This is a genomic window from Mycobacterium aquaticum (assembly GCF_002086485.1).
Taxonomy (GTDB): Bacteria; Actinomycetota; Actinomycetes; order Mycobacteriales; family Mycobacteriaceae; genus Mycobacterium; species Mycobacterium aquaticum.
This window is the reverse complement of the sequence record NZ_MVHF01000035.1, coordinates 48,821-68,761: the sequence shown is the minus strand read 5'-3', so window position 1 is coordinate 68,761 and position 19,941 is coordinate 48,821. Positions and strand designations below refer to the sequence as shown.

Below are 19,941 nucleotides of genomic sequence, written 5' to 3'. Positions count from 1 at the left end.
CGTTGCGGGCAACCGGGCCACCCGCCTGGCTGCGGCTAGGGTCGTGCCATGAGCGGATCGGGCGACGAGAGTTTTCTGACCGTCGTTGTCGCGCTCGGCGCCAACGCGCTGATCGCGGTCGCCAAGACACTGGCCGCCATCGTGACGGGCAGCGCGTCGATGCTCGCGGAGTCCGCGCACTCCTGGGCCGACACCGGCAACGAGGTGTTCCTGCTCATCGGCACCCGCAAGTCCAACAAGCCCGCCGATGCCGAGCACCGCCTCGGCTATGGCCGGGCCGGCTACATCTGGTCGATGTTCGCCGCCTTCGGGTTGTTCACCGTGGGCGCGGTCGTGTCGATCTGGCACGGAATCCAGTCGCTGGGCGGAGAAGCCGAAGCGACATCGTACGGCTGGGCCTACGCGGTGCTCGCGGTGTCCTTCGTGCTGGAGGGAACCTCGTTCCTGCAGGCCTTTTCGCAGACCCGTTCGGGTGCCGTGCAGCGCAGGATCCATCCACTGCGCTACGTGCGCGTGACGTCCAACCCGATGCTGCGTGCGGTCTTCGCCGAGGACCTCTCGGCGCTGATCGGCATCGTGATCGCGACCTGCGGCATCCTGGCGCATCAGCTCACCGGTAACGCGATCTGGGACGCGATCGGTTCCATCCTGGTGGGCCTGCTGCTCGGCGTCGTCGCGCTGTTCCTCATCGGACGCAACATGGACTTCCTGACCGGCGAGGCGGTCACGCCGCTGGCCCGCAACAACGCCCTGCTGGCACTGCGCGAACACCCCGACGTCGAGCGGGTCAGCTATCTGCACATGGAGTGGGTCGGCGCCGACCGCATCTATCTCGTCGCCGCCGTCGACCTGGTCGGCGACGCAGCCGAATCCAATGTCGCCGCTCGGCTCGGCGGCATCGTCGACGCGCTTCAGGCCCGCCCGCAGATCGTGCGGGCGGTGCTGACGCTCACCCGCCCGGGCGACACCACCGACCTGCGGCCTACTGAGCTGCCTGACTGGTATCGCTGAGTCAGGTTGAATTGGGGCGTGGCCGAAACCAATCCTCAGATCGTCAGCGCCAGCCGCGAGGTGGCCGCCCCGGCGGCGACCATCTTCGAGCTGATTGCCGACCCCGCCCAACAACCCCGCTGGGACGGCAACGACAACCTCGTACAGGCAGAGGCAGGGCAGCGGGTGCACGCCGTCGGAGACGTGTTCACCATGACCCTCACGGTCGGCGCCGTGCGCGAAAACCACATCGTGGAATTCGAGGAAGGCCGGCGGATCGCGTGGCGGCCGTCGGAGGTGGGCAAGGAGCCGCCCGGCCATCTGTGGCGCTGGGAACTCACCCCGCTCGACAATGGCCGCACCGAGGTGACCCACACCTACGACTGGACCCAGCTGACCGACGAGAAGCGACTGGTGCGCGCCCGGGCCACCACGGCCGACAAGCTGCTGAGCTCCATCGACCGGTTGGCTGCGCTGGCGGCCGAGGGCTAGCGTCCGGAGGCGAACTCGCGCAGCGCCGCGACCTGGCCGGGATCCAGTGAGGGACGGACCGTTTCGCGGGCCTTGGCGACGTCGGCCGCAGTGACGTCGGCGGCGTCGATCGAGCGACGCATTGCGCTCAGCGCTGCCTCCCGCAGCAGCGCGACACAGTCGGCGGCGCTGTAGCCGTCCAATTCCGAGGCCAGTGCGCCCAGATCGACATCGGCGGCCAGTGGTATGGATTTGCCTGCGGTGCGCAGGATTTCGTGACGGGCATCGGCATCGGGCGGCTCGACGAACACAAGTCGCTCGAGGCGACCGGGCCGCAGCAATGCCGGGTCGATGAGGTCGGGCCGGTTGGTGGCGCCGAGCACGACGACGTCGCGCAGCGGATCGATGCCGTCGAGCTCGGTCAGCAGCGCGGCCACCACCCGGTCGGTCACCCCGGAGTCGACACTCTGCCCACGCCGGGGTGCCAACGCGTCGATCTCGTCGAGGAACACCAGCGACGGCGCGGAATCGCGCGCCCGGGCGAACAGCTCGCGGACCGCCTTCTCCGACGAGCCGACCCACTTGTCCATCAGCTCAGCGCCTTTGACCGCGTGCACCGACAATCGCCCGGAGCTGGCCAGGGCCCGCACCAAGAAGGTCTTGCCGCATCCGGGCGGGCCGTACAACAGCACACCGCGCGGCGGCTGCACGCCCAGCCTGGTGAACGTGTCGGGGTGCTGCAACGGCCACAGCACGGCCTCGGTCAGAGCCTGTTTGGTTTCGACCATGTCGCCGACGTCGTCGAGGGTGACCGCGCCGACCGACACTTCTTCTGCCGCCGACCGCGACAACGGCCGGATCACCGTCAGCGCCCCGGTCAGATCTTCTTGTCGCAGAACGGGTTCGGCGCCGTCGGAGCTGGCCCGCGCGGCGGCCCGCAGCGCGCCCTCGCGCACCACGGCGGCCAGGTCGGCGATCACGAAACCCGGTGTGCGGTCGGCGATGTCGCCGAGATTCAGATCGATAGACGGCACCCCGCGCAGCAGCACCTCCAGCAGTGCCTTGCGGGTCGCCGCGTCCGGCAGGCTCAACCCGAGCTCGCGGTCGCACAGATCGGGTTCGCGCAGCCGGGGATCGACGGACTCGGGCCGAGCCGAGGTCGCGATGAACGCCACCCCGCGGGTGGCCACGGCGCTGCGCAGTTCCGCGAGGATCAGGGTGGCCACCGGATCGGCCGGCCGGTCGGTGCTCGCCGGGAGCAGTGCGTCGACGTCGGTGATCAGCAGCACCCCGCCACCGTCACGTACGGCCTGCACCGCGCCCGCCACGCGTTTCAGCCGCTCCTCCGGGTGCAGCGCACCGACCTCGGGGCCGTCCAGCTCGACGAGCCGCCGCGGTGCGCACACCACCCGCACCATGGTGGCCTTGCCGACACCGGCAGGCCCGGACACCAGGACCCCGAGGTTGGCTGTCGCGCCGAGGGTTTCGAGCAGTTTGGGCTCATCGAGGGACAGCTTGAGCCACTCGGCGAGCTTGGCCGCCTGCAGATGCTTGCCCTTGAGATCGTCGAAGCTGACCGACGCGTCGGCCCGGGCCGGGCTGATGGTGTGCCTACCGGCCGAGTCCGGGGCCGCGACGGCAACCGGCCCGACGGCCACGCCCTCACCCCACGACACCACCGAATTCGGTTGAACGCTCACCGGGCCTGCCGGGTCCACGCCCGTCACGGTCAGCAGTTCAGAGGTCCAGGTGATACCCACCGAGGAGGCCAGCGCACTGGTGGCCGCCGAGGTCGAGGTGCCAGGGCCGAGGTCACGCGGCAGCAGCGACACCGTGTCACCGACCGTCATCACCTTGCCCAGCAGCGCCAGCCGAAGAGTGGCCGACGAGATCGACTGGGTGGCCAGCTTGGATCCCGAGACCGTCACCGACCTGGCGCCGTACACCGTCACCGGTGCCACGATCACCGTCGCGTCCTCGCGCAGCCCGGCGTTGGAGAGCGTGACGTCGTCGAGCAGTGCGGTGCCGGTCGGCGTTCCCGCCGGGGTGATACCTGCCACCGCCGCGGTGGTCCGCGAACCGGTCAGCGACACCGCGTCCCACTCGCGCAGACCGAGCGCGGCGAGGACCTCGGGGTGCAGCCGCACCACGCCGCGGCGCGCGTCGAGCGCGGAGGTGTTCAGCCGGGCGGTCAGCCGGAGGTGGCTGGGCGCGGAATGATCACCGACGTCGACCGTGGTCACCTCAGCGGGGGCTTCCGCAGTCCCAGCCGCGCCATCGAGCGCCGGTGCGGCTGGGCCCGACGGATGGCCCGGCGTTGGGCGCGACGCTGCCGAGGCTTGTCGTCCCACGATTCCGGATGGGCGGCCACCCAGTGTTTGGTGCGCACCGCGAACGGGATGTGGATCACGTAGGCCACGGCGATCACCATGATCACGATGTAGCCGTAGAACACCGAGGCCGCCACGCCGATGGCCACAAGCGCCAGCAGGGGCGCCACCATGTTCGGCGACACGGTGAAGGTGTGGATCTTGCGCATGGGAATGCGGCTGACCACCAGTAGCGAGACAGCGATCATCCAGACGATCACCATCCATTCGGCAGCCACACTGTCCCACCAGGGCCCCGGGAACTGCATCTTGGCCGCCAGCGGGACGATCGTGCCGATCGCGCCGGCAGGAGCGGGCATGCCGACGAAGTACTCCTTCTCGTACGCGGGCTGATCCACGTCGAGCAGCGCATTGAACCGCGCCAGCCGTAGCACGATGCACACCGCGTACAGCAGGACGACGATCCAACCCAGCTGCGAGTGGGACAACAGCGTCGCGTACACGATGAACGCCGGTGCCACACCGAAGTTCACCGCGTCGGCCAGCGAGTCGATCTCCTCGCCCATCTTGGAGGTGGCCTTGAGCATGCGGGCCACCCGGCCGTCGAGGGCGTCGAGGATCGCCGCGACCGCCAGGAATGCCATGGCCTGGGTCGGCAGACCGTCCAGGGCCATCTTCACCGAGGTCATGCCCAGGCAGATCGCGGCGACCGTCAACGCGCTCGGCAGCATCCGGACCGGCATCGCAGGCGGTTTGATGCGGGCCTTGATCATGGCAGCTCCGCCAACACGGTTTCTCCGGCCAGCGCCCGCTGACCCCGGCTGACGAGCAGTTTGGATCCGACAGGCAGGTAGGTGTCCAGGCGTGAGCCGAACCGGATCAAACCGTAGGTCTCGCCGATGGCCAGCTTGTCGCCGACCCGCGCGTCACAGACGATCCGCCGCGCCACCAGGCCGGCAATCTGCACCGCGATCACCTGGGCCCCTTCGGGCGTGCGGATCACCACGCTGTTGCGCTCGTTGTCTTCGCTGGCCGCTTCCAGTTCCGCCGAGTGGAACCGGCCGGGCCGGTGCTGCACGGCCACCACCTCGCCGCCGATCGGGGCCCGCTGCACGTGGGCGTCGAGCACCGACAGGAAGATGCTGACCCGAGGCAACGGGGTGGCCGGCAAACCCAGCTCGGCGGGCGGCACGGAGTCCTGGATCAGGCACACCAGGCCGTCGGCGGGTGAGACCACCACACCGGGGCGGGTCGGGGGCACCCGGTGCGGATGCCGGAAGAAGGCGGCGTTCGCACCCGCCGCGAGCAGTCCGGTGCGCCGTATCCAGCGGTGATTGCGTCCCAGGGCGGCGATAGCAAGGCTCGCGCCGACGAACGGCAGGCCCGCGGAATGCATGGGCGGAACGCTGGATCGCACCAGCGCCACAAGGCGTTCTGGACCGGATTGGAGGTCGGGGCGTCTGGCCATCGGGAGGATTCTACGTGCGCCGGGTTATCTGAGATCCCAGACCGGAACGGGTGCACCGGCGGCCAGTTCGGTGACGTCCTCATCGATCTCGAGCAGGCAGTTCGCCGAGGCCAGCCAGCGCAGGTGATGCGACGCCGGGGGACCGTAGCTGCTCACGGTGTCGCCGATCAGCACCCCGCGGCGGAACTGTCGTTTCCCGCGCGGCGAGGTCAGATCCTCGGTCAGAAACGCGGCACGGCGCGGCCGGTCCGGCAGGGGATGGCCCATCGCGGCCCGCAGCGGGCCCCTGATGAACACCTCGAAGGACACCAGGGCGCTGACGGGGTTGCCCGGCAGGGTGACGATCGGAGTGCCGTCGACCATGCCCGAGCCCTGCGGCATGCCCGGCTGCATGGCGACCTTGACGAACTCGATCTGGTCGGCCAGTGCATCTTTGACCACCTCATAAGCGCCGGCGCTGACCCCGCCCGTGGTGACGATCAGGTCGACGTCGGCGGCATGCGCGGCCAGGGTGGTGCGGAAGGTGTCGACGTCGTCGGCCGACATCGGCGCGACGGTCACCTCGGCTCCGGCATCGCGGACCGCCGCGGCCAGCATCACCGCGTTCGACTCATAGATCTGGCCGGGCAGCAGCGGGATGCCTGGCGCCACCAGCTCGGTGCCCGTCGACATCACCAGCACCCGCTGCGGCGGGACCACCAGCAGATCGGGCAGGCCCAGCGCGGCAGCCAGACCGAGCGCCGCCGGGGTGACCAACTGGCCGGCCTGCAGCACCGTGGTGCCCGCCGTGACGTCTTCGCCCGCGGTGCGGATGTGCTGACCGGGCCGCACCGACGCCCGGATGGTCACGGTGTCGGTGGCGCCATCGGTGGATTCCACCGGGACGACGGCGGTTGCGCCCGTCGGCAGCGGTGCGCCGGTCATGATCCGATGTGCGGTACCGGGTTTGAGTGTCAGCGGGTCGGTGCGGCCTGCCGGGATGTCCTCGGCGACCGGAAGCCGCACCGGGTGCGTGTCGGTGGCATCGGCGAGGTCGGAGGCGACGACGGCGTAGCCGTCCATGGCCGAGTTGTCGAAGCCGGGTAACGACAGCGGGGCGACCACGTCGGCGGCGAGTGCCAAACCCAACGTGCGCGCCAGCGGCAATTGTTGTGGCGCACGCGTTTTGAACAACCCGGCGACGACGCTCTGATGCTCTTCAACGGTGCGCACGGCTATCACGATACTTTTTCGTCGACCGGTTACGTGCGGCCCCGAGCCTGGCGGTGATGGAACCGTCGGGTACGCACCCGAAACGAGCTCCATTCACCGAGCGAGACGCCGGCCGCCAGCGCTGTGCTGATGGCCAGCGCGCCCAGCACCGAGGAGAAGCCCACGTAACTCTGTTCGTTCAGAATCGCGTAGATGCCGTGCAGCAGCGACAGGCCCGGTAACAGCGGGGTGATACCCGCTATCGAGACGAGCAGCGGCGGGGCCAGGTGGCGGCGCTCCATGAGCCGTCCGACCAGGCCGACCGGAACCGCCGCGATGAACGACGACATCACCGGTCCCAGTCCCACGCTCAGCCCCAGCAGGTAACCCGCGATGGCAGTCGCACCACCGAAGGCCGCCGCGATGGCTGCGGTGCGTTCGGCATAGCAGGCCAGGGCGAACGCCGCCGCGCTCGCTGCGCCGAACGCCACCCGGACCGGCCATTCGGCCAGCGCGGGCGGTGCCGTTGCGCCGATGTCGATGGCAGGCGCGCCGAACCGGTTGGCGAGGTGCAACACCAACGCCACCCCGGCGATCGTCGCAGCGGTCAGCATGAGCAGCTCGAAGAAGCGTCCCGCGGCGGTGACGGGCGCGCCCGCGATGACGTCGCCGACCGAACCCACCAGCGACAGCCCGGCGAGGATCACCACCAGGCCGGCCGCGATGGCGACCGGCGGCTCGAACGGTATGCCCTTCTTGAGGCACAGCCAGAAGATCACCAGTGGTGGCGCCGTCGCGATCACGCCGCCGATCGCGTACTGGAAGAAGAACGGGAGCCCCTGCTTGTTGAGGTAACGGTTGACGCGGTCGATCAACATGGTGCTCAAGGCGCTGACCAGACAGACCAGCAGGCTGCCGCCCAAGGTGCCCGCGGTCGCGAACGCCAATGCGCCCCAGGCGAGAGTCGCGACCCAACGCTTGTAGGGATGCGGGGCCGTGATGATGGCGTCCAACTCGGCGTGCGCATCCGCCGGACTCAGCTTCTGCGCGGTGATCTGCCGGATCAGCCTGCCGAGGGCCGCCAGCCGAGTGAAGTCCATGGACCTGGAGTGAACGATGTGCATCGAGCTCGCAGGCGGCAGCGTGGGCCCGCGGTACACCGCGATGTGGATCGCGGTGTTGACGACGTCGACTTCGCAGTGCTCGATGCCGTACGCGGACACGACCTTGATGACCTGGTGGCCAGTGGCGATCGCCGGCGTGCCCGATGCCATCAGGAGCGATCCGATGGTGCCCGCGAGGTCGAGCACCGCGCCGACCCGTGCGTCGTAGAAGTCGTCCGGCGCTTTCCGGTCCGGTCGTAGCAGTGGGAAGCTGTCCGTCGGTGCTTCGGTCTCCCGCACCATCCGGCTCAAAATTCTGCGTTGCCGGGCCCGCCGCGGAGGCTGGCCCGCCGGATCGCGGGTCAACGGCTCAGCGCTCCTTAGATCGGTTGTGTCATCTGGGGCTAGCGAAGCGGCGGAATAGTTGGTGCTATTCGATCACATCGGCCACAGCTGGTACACGAGATCGGCGAGTCGCGGTTACACCGGATAACTGACGCCGGTGAGTTCCTCGGACACCGTCCACAACCGGCGCTGCAGCTCCGCATCGTGTGACTGCTTGCTCGACTGGACCAGCTTGGGATGGCCGACCATCTCGCGGAAACCGGACGGGCCGTAGTACTGCCCGCCGCGCACGTCCGGATCGGTGGCCGCGCGCAGCGTCGCGAGCGCGCCGACCGCAGGACTGTTGGTGAACAGGCTCGCCAGTTGGTTGTAGCCGGGCAGTCCGGTGCCGGGGATGTGGCGCATCAGTTCGGTGTTCGACAGGCCCGGATGGGCCGCCACGGCGATGGTCGGCTCGTTCTTGGCGGCCAGCCTGCGCTGCAGTTCGTAGGTGAACAGCAGGTTGGCGAGCTTGGACTGACCGTATGCGGCCACCCGGTTGTAGCTGCGTTCCCACTGCAGGTCGTCGAAGTGGATGGCGGCCTGGATGCGGTGGGCGACGCTGGCGACCGCGACGACGCGTGAGCCGGCGACCGGCAGCAGGTGGTCGAGCAGCAGCCCCGTGAGCGCGAACGCGCCCAGATGGTTCGTGCCGAACTGCAGCTCGAAGCCGTCGACCGTGGTCTGCTTCGGCGGGTACATTACGCCTGCGTTGTTGATCAGCAGGTCGATGCGGGGATACGCGGCCCGCAGTTCGTCGGCGGCGGCGCGCACCGAGTCCAGCGAACCCACGTCGAGCGCCTGAAGTTTGACGTCGGCTTTCGGCGCCGCCGCGGTGATGCGGTCGACGGCTTCGCGGCCCTTGTCCAGGTTGCGCACTGCGACGACGACGTGCGCGCCCTTGGCGGCCAGCACGCGTGCGGTCTCATAGCCCAGGCCGGTGTTGGAACCGGTGACGATGGCGACCCGGCCCGTCTGGTCCGGCACGTCGGCCTCGGTCCACTTCGCGTTGGCGCTCATGCGTCGACTCTACGGAGCATCGGGCATGCTCGAACCATGACACTTGTCGATCCGGCCTATCCGCCGAGTCGCAAGGCGCCGCTGGTGTGGGCGCTGGGTGCCGCCATCCCGTGGGCCGTGCTGGTTCCGGCCCAACTGATCTGGCTGCTGGTGGATCGCCGGATGCTGTGGCTGCACGCCGTGGTGGCGGCCGCCAGCGTGGCGGCGATCGTGTTGTTCGTGGTGGTGGTGCCGCTGTGGCGGTTTCGGGTGCACCGCTGGGATGTGCAGACCGATTCCCCGACCCCCGCGGTCTACACCAGGTCGGGTTGGCTGGTGCAGGAACGCCGCATCGCCCCCATCTCGCGGGTGCAGACCGTCGACACCCATCGCGGGCCGCTGGACCGGCTGTTCGGCTTGGCCAACGTGACGGTGACGACGGCGTCGTCGGCCGGTGCGGTGCGAATCGTGGCGCTCGACGTCGACGTCGCCGACCGCGTCGTCGCCCGGCTGACCGACATCGCAGCGATCGGCGAGCAGGACGCGACGTGACCGACCCAGGCTGGCGCCGGCTCAGCCCGCGCATGTTGCTGGTCCACCCGGTTCATGAAGTGCTGCAACAGATTCCGCTGCTGGTGGGGTCTGTGGTGCTTGGCTCGGCGACCGGGAACCCGCTCTGGACCGTCGCCGCGGTGACGCTCATGGTGGCGTTCGGCCTGGCCCGCTGGTTCACCACCAGCTACCGGATCGAACCGGGGGAGGTGCAACTGCGCACCGGTGTGTTGCAGCGTAAGACACTTTCGGTGCCGCGCAACCGGATTCGCTCGGTATCCACCGACGCGCGGTTGCTGCACCGGTTGCTCGGCCTGACCGTGCTGCAGATCAGCACCGGCCAGGAAGGCAAGGGCGACACCAAGTTTGCCCTCGACGCGGTGCAAGCCGGCGAGGTGCCGCGGCTGCGGGCGATCCTGCTCGCCGACGCTGTGCCCGTGGCCGACGACGCCCCGCCCGGCCGGGAGCTGGCCCGCTGGCAGCCGTCGTGGCTGCGCTACAGCCCGTTGAGCTGGACCGGGCTGGCCATGATCGTCACCGCCGTCGGAGTCCTGTATCAAGCGGGAGCCGGTGTCGCACTGGACAATTCGAAGTTGGCCCGGTCCGGGCTTGACCTTGCCCAGCGGTCGGGTGTGGCCGTCACGGCCACCGTCGTGGTGGTGACGCTGCTGACCCTGTCGGTGGTGCTCTCGGTGCTGCAGTCCTTGATCGCCTACGCGAATCTGGTGCTGCGCCGCGACGCGGACGTGCTGCATCTACGGCACGGGCTGCTGCGGGTGCGCGAGCACACCTACGACATGCGCCGGCTGCGGGGCGGCACGCTGCGCGAACCGTTGCTGGTCCGGATGTTCGGCGGGGCCCGGCTGGACGCGGTGATGACCGGTGTCGGCGGTGAAGGTCAGGCGTCGCTGCTGCTGCCGCCCTGCCCGGCCGACACGGCTCGCGACGTGCTGACCGACCTCATCGAGCAACCTGACGCGGTGGCCGGGCCGCTGCGCTCCCACGGTCCTGCGGCTGTGCGCCGCCGCTGGACCCGGGCCTTGGCGTTGCCCGTGCTGGCAGCACCGGTGCTGCTCGTCGCCGGGGTGCCGGTCTGGACGTGGATCGGGTGGGCGGTGGTGACTGCGGCGGCGATCGCCGTGGCAGCCGACAGGGCGCGGTCGCTGGGGCATCGCGTCGACGAGGGCTGGCTGGTGGCGCGGGCCGGCAGCCTGGAACGCCGTCGCGACTGCCTGGATACGGCAGGCATCATCGGCTGGACCGTGCGGCAGACCATGCTGCAGCGTCGGGCCGGAGTGGCGACACTGATCGCGGCGACCGCGGCCGGTCGGAAGCACTACCGGGTCGTCGACGTCCCCGCCGAACAGGCCTGGTCCATCGCCGCGTCAGCGACCCCGTGGCTGGCGGGCAGTGCCTGGGCGCAGGGCCTGGCGCGTCCTGACTTGCGCTGACCCGGGGGACGTTTACTGTCGCTGCATGGCAATCGGTGGTGTGCTCTTCGACATCGACGGCGTGCTCGTCACGTCGTGGCAGCCCATTGCCGGGGCGGCCGAAGCGTTGCAGGTGCTGGAGGACCATGAGATCGCCCGGTCCTATCTGACCAGCACCACCACCCGCACCCGCGCGCAGATCGCCGAGTTGCTGACCGCCGCAGGCATGGACGTCACGCCCGACGAGGTGATCACCGCCGCGGCGCTGACGGCGGACTACGTGCGCAACAAGTATCCCGACGCCCGATGTTTCCTGGTCAACAGCGGGCAGATCGGCGACGACATGCGTGGCATCGACCTGGTGTACTCCACCGATTTCGCCGGGCCGCGGGCCCCCGAGACGCCCGACGTGGTGTTGCTCGGCGGCGCCGGGCCGGAGTTCAGCCATCTGACGCTCAGCTGGGTCTACGACTGGATGGTCCAGGGCGTCCCCGTGGTCGCCATGCATCGCAGCACCGCGTGGACCACGACCGACGGGCTGCGGGTGGACACCGGCATGTATCTCCTCGGCATGGAGGCAGCCTCGGGTCGCAAGGCCACCGCCGTCGGAAAGCCCGCGCCCGAGGGTTTCCTGGCCGCGGCCAACCACCTCGGGGTGAATCCCGACGAGATGTACATGGTCGGCGACGATCTCAACAACGACGTGCTGGCCGCCCAGGTGGTCGGCATGACCGGCGTGCTGGTGCGCACCGGGAAATTCCGGCAGGCCACGTTGGACCGTTGGGCCGCAGACGAATTCGCGATGCAGCCCAATCACGTCATCGACTCGGTGGCCGATCTGCCGGAGCTGCTGGGCCTCTGATCCGCTCAGCGCCCAGTTTGACGAAAATGTCGTTGCCCGAGCGGATTCACTGCATTTGTGTCGAGTTCGCGGCTGCAGTCAGGCCTTCAGGTCGCGCACCGCTTCGATACGGGCCTTGAGCTGATCGGTGGTGGCCGCAGCCACCGGCGGGCCGCCGCAGATGCGACGCAACTCGTTGTGGATCCAGCCGTGTGGCTTGCCGGTCCGGTGATGGGCGATGGTCACCAAAGCGTTGAGTTCACGGCGTAATTCCCTGATCTGGCCGTGGGTGGTGCGCGACGGCGGCGGGCCGCCCGCTACCGCAGCCTCCGCCGTGCGCTTGTTGAGCTGTTCATCTTGCCTGCGGCGCAACAGGTCTCGCATCTGCTCGGCGTCGAGTAGGCCCGGGATGCCGAGATAGTCGGCCTCCTCGTCACTGCCCGCCGGGGTCGCGGTGCCGAACGACGAGCCGTCGAAGATGACCTGGTCCAGTTCAGCGTCCGCGCCGAGGGACTCGAAGCCGTTCTCCAGCTCACTCTTCTCGTCCTTGCGCTTCTCCGCGGCCACGAGGGCCTCGTCGTCGAGCCCGTCGGATTCGCGGTGCGGCTTGCCCAGCACGTGATTGCGCTGCGCTTCCATCTCGCTGGCGAGCATCAGCAGATTGGGCACCGACGGCAAGAAGATGCTGGCGGTCTCACCGGGCCGGCGGGAACGCACGAACCGGCCGATGGCCTGCGCGAAGAACAGCGGCGTCGACGCGCTCGTGGCGTACACACCGACGGAAAGCCGTGGCACGTCGACACCTTCGGACACCATGCGCACCGCGACCAGCCAGCGGCTGGTGCCTTCCGAGAACTGGCTGATCCGATCCGAGGCGGCCGGATCGTCGGAGAGCACCACGGTGGGTGCCTCACCGGTGATCTTGGTCAGCAGATCGGCGTAGGCGCGGGCGGTGGTCTGGTTGGTGGCGATGATCATGCCGCCGGCGTCGGGCACGTGCTGACGCTTCTGCTGCAACCGCTTGTCGGCCGCGGCGATCACCGCGGGCATCCACTCGCCGGCCGGGTTCAACGCTGTGCGCCAGGCCCGCGCGGTCTGTTCGGCCGTCAACGGCTCACCCAGACGTGCGGCGTGCTCTTCGCCGGCACTGTCGCGCCACCGGGCCTCACCCGAGTACGCCAGGAACACCACGGGCCGCACCACGCCGTCGGCCAACGCGTCGGAGTAGCCGTACACATGGTCGGCCACGGATTGCTGGAAACCGGCGCTGTCCGCTTCGTACTTGACGAAGGGGATCGGGCTGTCGTCGCTGCGGAACGGGGTACCGGTGAGAGCCAGGCGCCGCGTCGCGTCGTCGAAGGCCTCACGCATCGCGTCGCCCCAGCTCTTCGCATCACCGCCGTGGTGGATCTCGTCGAAGATCACCAGCGTCTTCCGGTTCTCGGTGCGCACGCGATGCCGGGTGGGGTGGCTGGCCACCTGGGCGTAGGTGACGACGACGCCGTGGTACTCGGCCGAGGTCTGCGAGTTGGAGTTGCTGAACTTCGGGTCCAGGGCGATGCCGTTGCGCGCCGCCGACTGCGCCCACTGGATCTTGAGGTGCTCGGTGGGCACCACCACGGTGACCGCGTCGACCGTGCGGTCGTTCAGCAGCTCAGCCGCGATCCGCAGCGCAAACGTGGTCTTACCCGCGCCGGGGGTGGCGACCGCCAGGTAATCCCGTGGCTTGGCGGTCAAGTACTTCACCAGCGCCTTGCGCTGCCAGCCCCGCAATGCCTGGGTGCTGGGCGCTGCATCAGCCCGCACCCGAGGACTCCTCTCAGTCGGAAAGCAGTCTAGGCCAGTGCCTTACGTCAGCGCATATCCGCAGGATGTGCCGTCAGATGAAGAAGTTGTCGTTCTTGATGAACCACTCGGTGCGTTCGTCGTCGCTCATGTCCGCCAGCTGGGCGAACCCCTCGAAGTACACCTCGCGCGGCGCGCCGGGAGCAAACAGCATCAGCAACGACGTCGGCGCATCGGACTCGTTGCGGAAACCGTGGATCCCGCCCGGTGGCACATAGAGGAAATCGCCGGTGTTGCCGTCCATCCACTCGGTGCCGTCGTAGAGCCGCACGGTGCCCGACAGAACGAAGAAGGACTCGGACATGGCGCGGTGGAAATGCGGGCCGGGGCCGCCACCGTTGGGGCTGATGTCCACGCGGTACAGCCCGTAATCGCCGTTGGTCTGTTGCTGATTGGCCAGATAGTGGTACTTGACCAGGCCGAAGGAGTCGTAGTCGGGCGGTTCGTCGGCGCGCCGGATCCAGGCGCTGACCTCCGGTTCGTCCTTGGTGTAGCGGGCCGGGGGATAAGGCGGCACGACAAGTGACACGCCTTCGAGAGTAGCCGCGCGCAGGCTCGACGCCCCGCAGCCAATCCACAGTTTGCGGACACTTGGGGTTCAATCTGCGCGCCTAACATCCGCGTTGTGATCACCCGGCGGGCTTTTCTGGCCGCCACAGCTGTCGGTTCATTGGCCGCAGCAGCTGGCGTGCCGCGCGCCCTCGCCAACCCGGTGGCACCAGACCCGGGCAGCGTCGCGGCCACCAATCGCGGCCGGGCACCGACTCGGTGGGGTACCGCGCTGCCGGGCGTGCAGACGTCATTCGCCCCCAGCGGCCGACAGATCGCACTCACCTTCGACGCCTGCGACGGAGCCTGTGACGACGCGTTGCTCAACACTCTGCAGAACTACGGTGTGCCCGCGGTGCTGATGCTCAACTCACGCTGGATCGACCGCAACCCCGACCGCGCCGCGCAACTGGCGGGCAATCCGTTGTTCCAGATCGGCAATCACGGCACCCGCCATCTTCCGCTGTCGGTCACCGGGCGGTCCGCCTACGGCGTCGCGGGCACACGGTCGGTCGACGAGGTCGTCGACGAGGTGTGGCGCAACCATGAGCGGCTCACTGCGCTGACCGGCAGGCCGCCTGTCTGGTTCCGGCCGGGCACCGCATATTACGACGACGTGGCCGTCGACATCGTCCAGCAACTCGGCGAGCAACCGCTCGGCTTCTCGGTCAACGGCGACAGCGGCGCAAAGGCGTCGGCGGCGGCGGTGCGTTCCAACGTGATGTCGGCGGCGCCCGGGTCCATCGTGGTCGCGCACATGAACCACCCGAATTCGGGCACCCACGCAGGCATCGCCGACGCGATCCCGCAGATGCAGGCCGCCGGCTGGCAGTTCGTCACGCCGTAGGGACGTCCTGCAGGCTCGGGTAGCTCACGCCGGTCAGCTCCTCGGACACCGCCCACAGCCGGCGCTGCGCGGCGGTGTCGTGCGATGCCGTGCTTGAGGCGACGACCTTCGGGTAACCCCGCTGCTCACCCAAACCGTCCGGCCCGAAGTACTGCCCGCCCAGCACACCCGGATCCGTGGCGGCGCGCAGCGTCGGCAGGGCGCCCATCGCTGCGCTCTGGAACAGCGGTTCGGCCAGCTTGGTCACGGCGCCGACCAGCGGCGGCAGGTTGCGGGTGAGCTCGGTGCGCGATCCCCCGGGGTGTGCGGCGGCGGCGATCGTGCGAGTGCCGGTGAGCCTGCGCTGCAATTCGTAGGTGAACATCAGGTTGGCCAGCTTGGCCTGGCCGTAGGCGCCGACGCGGCTGTAGCCGAGGTCCCACTGCAGATCGTCGAACCGGATGCCGCGGGCGAAGCGGTGCCCGATGCTGCTGACCGTCACCACGCGCGATCCCGGCACGGCGAGCAGGCGGTCCAGGAGTAGGCCCGTCAGCGCGAAATGCCCGAGGTGGTTGGTGCCGAACTGCAGTTCGAAGCCGTCCTGGGTGGTCGATTTCGGGGTGAACATGACGCCGGCGTTGTTGATCAGCAGATCGATGCTCGAGTGGTTGGACTTGAGCGCGTCGGCGGCTGCGCGGATCGATTCCAGCGAGGTCAAGTCCAGTTGCTGTAGCGCGACGCCGGCGCCTGGCGTGGCCTGCTCGATCTCCCGCGCGGCGGCTTTGCCCTTTTCGAGATTGCGGACGGCCAGCACGACGTGTGCGCCCTTGGCTGCGAGAGCCTTGGCGGTTTCCAGCCCGAGGCCCGTGTTTGCGCCGGTCACGATGGCCGTGCGGCCCGTTTGGTCGGGAATGTTGGCGGTGGTCCAGTGGGACATGAGAGACTCCTTGTCGGGTAAAACGGAGTGAGTGCTCCGGTTGCGTTCAACTATACGGAACGCGCGCCCCGTTTTGTCAACGCAGGTAAGTGGTGAGGTGATTCACGATGCGCGCGGATGCTGCCCGCAACCGTGCCCGCGTGCTGGATGTCGCGTATGAGACGTTCGCAGCCGAGGGCCTGTCGGTGCCGATCGACGAGATCGCTCGCCGGGCCGGGGTCGGTGCGGGGACCGTCTACCGGCACTTCCCGGCCAAGGAGGACCTGTTCCGTGCGGTGGTCGCCGAACGGATCCGTCTCATCGTCGAGAAGGCTCACACCCTGCTGGCCGATGCGGACCCCGCGGAGGCGCTGTTCCTGTTCTTGCGCGCGATGGTGCTGCAGTGGGGTGCGACCGACAAGGGCCTGGTCGACGCGTTGGCCGGCCTGGGTATCGATGTCAACGGTGTGGCGCCCGAAGCCGAGGGCGAGTTCCTCGGCGCCCTGGGTGAGCTGCTCGCCGCGGCCCAGCGCGCCGGGGCCGTCCGCGGCGATGTCACCGTTCCCGAAGTCAAGGCGCTGCTCGTCGGTTGCCAGGCCATGCAGAGCTACAACGCCGATGTGGCCGAGCGGGTCACCGACGTCGTCTTCGACGGGTTGCGAGCGCGTCCGGAGTAGCGTCGGGCCCATGAGGTTCGGCATCGCGACGTTCGTCGACGACGACAGCATCGACTCGGTATCTCTGGCGCGCGCGATCGAAGAGCGGGGCTTCGCGTCGCTCATCGTCGCCGAGCACAGTCACATCCCGGCGAGCCGGGAATCGGCCTATCCCAACGGCGGCGACCTGCCGTCGTACTACTACAACACGCTCGACCCGTTCGTCACGCTCGCTGCCGCGGCGGCGGTGACCTCCACGATCCAACTCTTCACCGGAGTCGCCCTGCTCATCCAGCGCGATCCCATCCACACCGCCAAGGAAGCCGCGAGCATCGACCTCATCTCCGACGGTCGCTTCGTCTTCGGCGTCGGCGCAGGCTGGAATCTCGAGGAGATGCGCGACCACGGCACCGATCCGAAGACCCGCGGTGCCCGCCTCGACGAGAGCATCGAGGCCATCAAGGCGCTGTGGACCGACGAGCCCGCCGAGTATCACGGCAAGTACGTCAACTTCGACCTGTCGTACTGCCGTCCCAAGCCGGTCCAGAAGCCACACCCGCCGATCTACGTCGGCGGAAACTCCGACGCCACCGTCAAGCGCGTGATCCGCCACGGCGCCGGCTGGATCTCCAACGCGCTGCCGCGCGAAGCGCTGGCCAACCGGATCGGGCAGATGCGCGACGGTGCGGGCCATGACGTGCCGCTGGCGATGTTCGGTACGCCGATCAAGCCCGACTACTGGCGCGCCGCCGAGGATCTCGGTTTCGGACAGCTCGGCCTGTTCCTGCCCTCGGTGGGCAAAGACGAGACCCTGCGCCTGCTCGACGACTACGCGGCACAGGTTCAGCAGTACCAATCCGGTTAGCCTTCACGGGTGAGGCGCAAGACCAACTGGTGGCTGGTCGCACTGATCTCGGCCGCCGTGGTGCTGAGCTGTGTCGGCGTGGCGCTCGTGGTCGGCTTCGTCGGCTTCTTCGTGTTCTTTACCGACGACGACAACGTCGGCCCGCATGAGCTCGACGCCAACGCGGCGGCCAAGGCCATGCAAGACCGTCGGATCGGCATCCCCGACGGATTCATCTTCGAGGCCATGACGGCTATGCGCGTCTTCTCGGGAGCCGACGGATACACGGGCCGCTACGCGCCACCCGGACGCTTCGAAGACGCGAAAAATGCTCTCGCTCAAGCCAACCCTGATTTCCCGGCACTGCGAAACGCGACCTGCGCCGACGAGATCGTGCATCACGACTTCGCGGAACTCGACGGGTTTCACTGCGACGCCGGCACCGAGCTGGTGGTCAGCACCCGGTCGCTGGACGGCGAGGATGTCCTGACCGACAACTACTCCGGGACCCCGCCCGACGCCGAGACCATCCTGCTGACGCGCAACGGGGATCACGTGGAGCTCTTCGTGCTCTCGCGGGGGCATTGACGCCCGCACACCCCGCAGCCGGTCCGCTGAACGCGAACGCTCTTGCACTCACCCATGGCGAGTGCTAAGAATGCAGTTGGCACTCTCGATCAGTGAGTGCTAGGTCGGGACGGTGAGACCGGGGCCGCACCTGCGGGAGCACACCCCAGTCGTCCGTCGCGGGCACTGAACCCGACTACAGAACGTGCGATCCCCTAACCGGAGGAATCACTTCGCAATGGCTAAGACAATTGCGTATGACGAAGAGGCCCGTCGCGGCCTCGAGCGGGGCCTGAACAGCCTCGCCGACGCGGTAAAGGTCACGCTGGGCCCCAAGGGTCGCAACGTTGTCCTGGAGAAGAAGTGGGGCGCCCCCACGATCACCAACGATGGGGTTTCCATCGCCAAGGAGATCGAGCTGGAGGACCCGTACGAGAAGATCGGCGCTGAGCTGGTCAAAGAGGTCGCCAAGAAGACCGACGACGTCGCGGGCGACGGCACCACCACCGCCACCGTCCTGGCCCAGGCCCTGGTTCGCGAAGGTCTGCGCAACGTCGCTGCCGGCGCCAACCCGCTCGGCCTGAAGCGCGGCATCGAGAAGGCCGTCGAGAAGGTCACCGAGACGCTGCTCAAGAGCGCCAAGGAGGTGGAGACCAAGGAGCAGATCGCTGCCACCGCCGGTATCTCCGCCGGTGACCAGTCCATCGGTGACCTGATCGCCGAGGCCATGGACAAGGTCGGCAACGAGGGTGTCATCACCGTCGAGGAGAGCAACACCTTCGGCCTGCAGCTGGAGCTCACCGAGGGCATGCGCTTCGACAAGGGCTACATCTCGGGCTACTTCGTGACCGACGCCGAGCGTCAGGAAGCCGTCCTGGAGGATCCCTACATCCTGCTGGTCAGCTCCAAGGTCTCGACCGTCAAGGACCTGCTGCCGCTGCTGGAGAAGGTCATCCAGTCCGGCAAGCCGCTGCTGATCATCGCCGAGGACGTCGAGGGTGAAGCCCTGTCGACCCTGGTCGTGAACAAGATCCGTGGCACCTTCAAGTCCGTCGCCGTCAAGGCCCCGGGCTTCGGTGACCGCCGCAAGGCCATGCTGCAGGACATCGCCATCCTCACCGGTGGCCAGGTCATCAGCGAAGAGGTCGGCCTCTCGCTGGAGACCGCCGATGTCGCGCTGCTGGGCCAGGCCCGCAAGGTCGTCGTGACCAAGGACGAGACCACCATCGTCGAGGGCGCTGGCGACAGCGATGCCATCGCCGGTCGCGTGGCTCAGATCCGTGCCGAGATCGAGAACAGCGACTCCGACTACGACCGCGAGAAGCTGCAGGAGCGCCTGGCCAAGCTGGCCGGCGGTGTTGCAGTCATCAAGGCCGGCGCCGCCACCGAGGTGGAGCTCAAGGAGCGCAAGCACCGCATCGAGGACGCCGTCCGCAACGCGAAGGCTGCCGTCGAAGAGGGCATCGTCGCCGGTGGTGGCGTGGCCCTGCTGCAGTCGGCTCCGGCGCTGGAGGAGCTCAAGCTCACCGGTGACGAGGCCACTGGCGCCAACATCGTGCGCGTCGCCCTGTCGGCCCCGCTCAAGCAGATCGCCTTCAACGGTGGCCTGGAGCCGGGCGTCGTCGCGGAGAAGGTCACCAACTCGCCCGCCGGCACCGGCCTCAACGCCGCCACCGGTGAGTACGAGGACCTGCTGGCCGCTGGCGTTGCCGACCCGGTGAAGGTCACCCGCTCGGCGCTGCAGAACGCGGCGTCCATCGCGGCTCTGTTCCTCACCACCGAGGCCGTCGTCGCCGACAAGCCGGAGAAGGCCGCTGCACCTGCGGGCGACCCGACCGGTGGCATGGGCGGTATGGACTTCTAAGAAGTCGCCTGAGAAGGCCCGGTCCCGTTCGCGGGGCCGGGCTTTTTCATGTCGCGAGTGGCCAGTTGTGCACGGATTTCAGCGGTTTCGCGTACACAACTGGCCACTGAGCGCC

19 protein-coding genes are annotated in these 19,941 nt (G+C 68.5%); 10 read left to right on the top strand and 9 right to left on the bottom strand.

Annotation, left to right across the window (positions count from 1 at the left end; translation table 11 throughout):
- Window positions 1-48: 48 nt before the first annotated feature.
- Together BST13_RS27245 and BST13_RS27240 are read left to right on the top strand one after the other, a co-directional pair.
- On the top strand, window positions 49-1,011 hold the full coding sequence (locus BST13_RS27245; protein ID WP_083167610.1) for a cation diffusion facilitator family transporter: 963 nt from the start codon (window positions 49-51) through the stop codon (window positions 1,009-1,011).
- A gap of 18 nt (window positions 1,012-1,029) precedes the next feature.
- On the top strand, window positions 1,030-1,482 hold the full coding sequence (locus BST13_RS27240) for an SRPBCC family protein (protein WP_095533723.1): 453 nt from the start codon (window positions 1,030-1,032) through the stop codon (window positions 1,480-1,482).
- Here BST13_RS27240 and BST13_RS27235 read toward each other — a convergent pair.
- The 6 genes from BST13_RS27235 to BST13_RS27210 form a co-directional block, all read right to left on the bottom strand.
- Window positions 1,479-3,704 (bottom strand): AAA family ATPase, encoded by a 2,226-nt coding sequence (locus BST13_RS27235; protein ID WP_083167607.1) that lies wholly within the window; start codon window positions 3,702-3,704, stop codon window positions 1,479-1,481. The two genes, BST13_RS27240 and BST13_RS27235, sit on opposite strands and share 4 nt — an antisense overlap.
- Window positions 3,701-4,564, bottom strand: a complete 864-nt coding sequence (pssA, locus tag BST13_RS27230) for a CDP-diacylglycerol--serine O-phosphatidyltransferase (protein WP_083167605.1) — start codon at window positions 4,562-4,564, stop codon at window positions 3,701-3,703. The genes BST13_RS27235 and pssA overlap by 4 nt, the downstream gene beginning before the upstream one ends.
- Window positions 4,561-5,259 carry a phosphatidylserine decarboxylase gene (locus BST13_RS27225; RefSeq protein WP_083167602.1) on the bottom strand — a complete coding sequence of 233 codons (699 nt, stop codon included), beginning with the start codon at window positions 5,257-5,259 and terminating at the stop codon, window positions 4,561-4,563. Before BST13_RS27225 ends, pssA begins: the two co-directional genes overlap by 4 nt.
- A gap of 24 nt (window positions 5,260-5,283) precedes the next feature.
- Window positions 5,284-6,471, bottom strand: a complete 1,188-nt coding sequence (gene moeA / locus BST13_RS27220) for a molybdopterin molybdotransferase MoeA (protein WP_083167600.1) — start codon at window positions 6,469-6,471, stop codon at window positions 5,284-5,286.
- Between the two features lie 29 nt (window positions 6,472-6,500).
- Complete coding sequence (locus tag BST13_RS27215) at window positions 6,501-7,919, bottom strand: threonine/serine exporter family protein (protein ID WP_245839814.1); 1,419 nt, start codon at window positions 7,917-7,919, stop codon at window positions 6,501-6,503.
- 114 nt (window positions 7,920-8,033) lie between these two features.
- Window positions 8,034-8,957: an SDR family NAD(P)-dependent oxidoreductase gene (locus BST13_RS27210; protein ID WP_083167597.1), complete on the bottom strand. Its 924-nt coding sequence runs from the start codon at window positions 8,955-8,957 to the stop codon at window positions 8,034-8,036.
- Between the two features lie 36 nt (window positions 8,958-8,993).
- On the opposite strand from BST13_RS27210, the gene BST13_RS27205 reads away from it, so the two are divergent.
- From BST13_RS27205 to BST13_RS27195, 3 genes are read left to right on the top strand one after another with little or no spacing between them, the layout of a single operon-like run.
- On the top strand, window positions 8,994-9,488 hold the full coding sequence (locus BST13_RS27205; protein WP_083167595.1) for a PH domain-containing protein: 495 nt from the start codon (window positions 8,994-8,996) through the stop codon (window positions 9,486-9,488).
- A 32-nt stretch (window positions 9,489-9,520) separates the two neighbouring features.
- Window positions 9,521-10,939: a PH domain-containing protein gene (locus tag BST13_RS27200; RefSeq protein WP_083167643.1), complete on the top strand. Its 1,419-nt coding sequence runs from the start codon at window positions 9,521-9,523 to the stop codon at window positions 10,937-10,939.
- A 25-nt stretch (window positions 10,940-10,964) separates the two neighbouring features.
- On the top strand, window positions 10,965-11,780 hold the full coding sequence (locus BST13_RS27195) for an HAD-IIA family hydrolase (RefSeq protein ID WP_083167592.1): 816 nt from the start codon (window positions 10,965-10,967) through the stop codon (window positions 11,778-11,780).
- A gap of 78 nt (window positions 11,781-11,858) precedes the next feature.
- Here the strand turns inward: BST13_RS27195 and BST13_RS27190 are convergent, their stop codons facing one another.
- Together BST13_RS27190 and BST13_RS27185 are read right to left on the bottom strand one after the other, a co-directional pair.
- A complete protein-coding gene (locus BST13_RS27190; protein WP_083167589.1) occupies window positions 11,859-13,565 on the bottom strand; it encodes a DEAD/DEAH box helicase in 1,707 nt (568 codons plus the stop codon).
- Between the two features lie 73 nt (window positions 13,566-13,638).
- A complete protein-coding gene (locus tag BST13_RS27185; RefSeq protein ID WP_083167587.1) occupies window positions 13,639-14,133 on the bottom strand; it encodes a cupin domain-containing protein in 495 nt (164 codons plus the stop codon).
- A gap of 96 nt (window positions 14,134-14,229) precedes the next feature.
- Between BST13_RS27185 and BST13_RS27180 the strand changes: the two genes are divergently transcribed.
- A complete protein-coding gene (locus BST13_RS27180) occupies window positions 14,230-15,000 on the top strand; it encodes a polysaccharide deacetylase family protein (protein WP_083167584.1) in 771 nt (256 codons plus the stop codon).
- On the opposite strand, the gene BST13_RS27175 is transcribed toward BST13_RS27180, so the two are convergent.
- Complete coding sequence (locus tag BST13_RS27175) at window positions 14,990-15,916, bottom strand: SDR family NAD(P)-dependent oxidoreductase (protein ID WP_083167582.1); 927 nt, start codon at window positions 15,914-15,916, stop codon at window positions 14,990-14,992. The two genes, BST13_RS27180 and BST13_RS27175, sit on opposite strands and share 11 nt — an antisense overlap.
- A 107-nt stretch (window positions 15,917-16,023) precedes the next feature.
- On the opposite strand from BST13_RS27175, the gene BST13_RS27170 reads away from it, so the two are divergent.
- From BST13_RS27170 to groL, 4 genes are all read left to right on the top strand, one after another.
- Window positions 16,024-16,572 (top strand): TetR/AcrR family transcriptional regulator, encoded by a 549-nt coding sequence (locus BST13_RS27170; RefSeq protein WP_083167579.1) that lies wholly within the window; start codon window positions 16,024-16,026, stop codon window positions 16,570-16,572.
- A 10-nt stretch (window positions 16,573-16,582) separates the two neighbouring features.
- Window positions 16,583-17,416 carry an LLM class F420-dependent oxidoreductase gene (locus tag BST13_RS27165; RefSeq protein WP_083167577.1) on the top strand — a complete coding sequence of 278 codons (834 nt, stop codon included), beginning with the start codon at window positions 16,583-16,585 and terminating at the stop codon, window positions 17,414-17,416.
- Between the two features lie 9 nt (window positions 17,417-17,425).
- Window positions 17,426-17,983, top strand: a complete 558-nt coding sequence (locus BST13_RS27160) for a hypothetical protein (protein ID WP_083167574.1) — start codon at window positions 17,426-17,428, stop codon at window positions 17,981-17,983.
- A 217-nt stretch (window positions 17,984-18,200) separates the two neighbouring features.
- Window positions 18,201-19,826, top strand: coding sequence for a chaperonin GroEL (gene groL / locus BST13_RS27155; RefSeq protein WP_083167571.1), 1,626 nt, complete (start codon window positions 18,201-18,203; stop codon window positions 19,824-19,826).
- Window positions 19,827-19,941: the final 115 nt, after the last annotated feature.

Coding starts and splice junctions, on each gene's coding strand:
- BST13_RS27245 (WP_083167610.1), top strand. CDS start 49: ATGAGCGGATCGGGCGACGAGAGTTTTCTGACCGTCGTTGTCGCGCTC.
- pssA (WP_083167605.1), bottom strand. CDS start 4,564: ATGATCAAGGCCCGCATCAAACCGCCTGCGATGCCGGTCCGGATGCTG.
- BST13_RS27170 (WP_083167579.1), top strand. CDS start 16,024: ATGCGCGCGGATGCTGCCCGCAACCGTGCCCGCGTGCTGGATGTCGCG.
- BST13_RS27210 (WP_083167597.1), bottom strand. CDS start 8,957: ATGAGCGCCAACGCGAAGTGGACCGAGGCCGACGTGCCGGACCAGACG.
- BST13_RS27175 (WP_083167582.1), bottom strand. CDS start 15,916: ATGTCCCACTGGACCACCGCCAACATTCCCGACCAAACGGGCCGCACG.
- BST13_RS27195 (WP_083167592.1), top strand. CDS start 10,965: ATGGCAATCGGTGGTGTGCTCTTCGACATCGACGGCGTGCTCGTCACG.
- BST13_RS27165 (WP_083167577.1), top strand. CDS start 16,583: ATGAGGTTCGGCATCGCGACGTTCGTCGACGACGACAGCATCGACTCG.
- BST13_RS27200 (WP_083167643.1), top strand. CDS start 9,521: ATGTTGCTGGTCCACCCGGTTCATGAAGTGCTGCAACAGATTCCGCTG.
- BST13_RS27225 (WP_083167602.1), bottom strand. CDS start 5,259: ATGGCCAGACGCCCCGACCTCCAATCCGGTCCAGAACGCCTTGTGGCG.
- BST13_RS27205 (WP_083167595.1), top strand. CDS start 8,994: ATGACACTTGTCGATCCGGCCTATCCGCCGAGTCGCAAGGCGCCGCTG.
- groL (WP_083167571.1), top strand. CDS start 18,201: ATGGCTAAGACAATTGCGTATGACGAAGAGGCCCGTCGCGGCCTCGAG.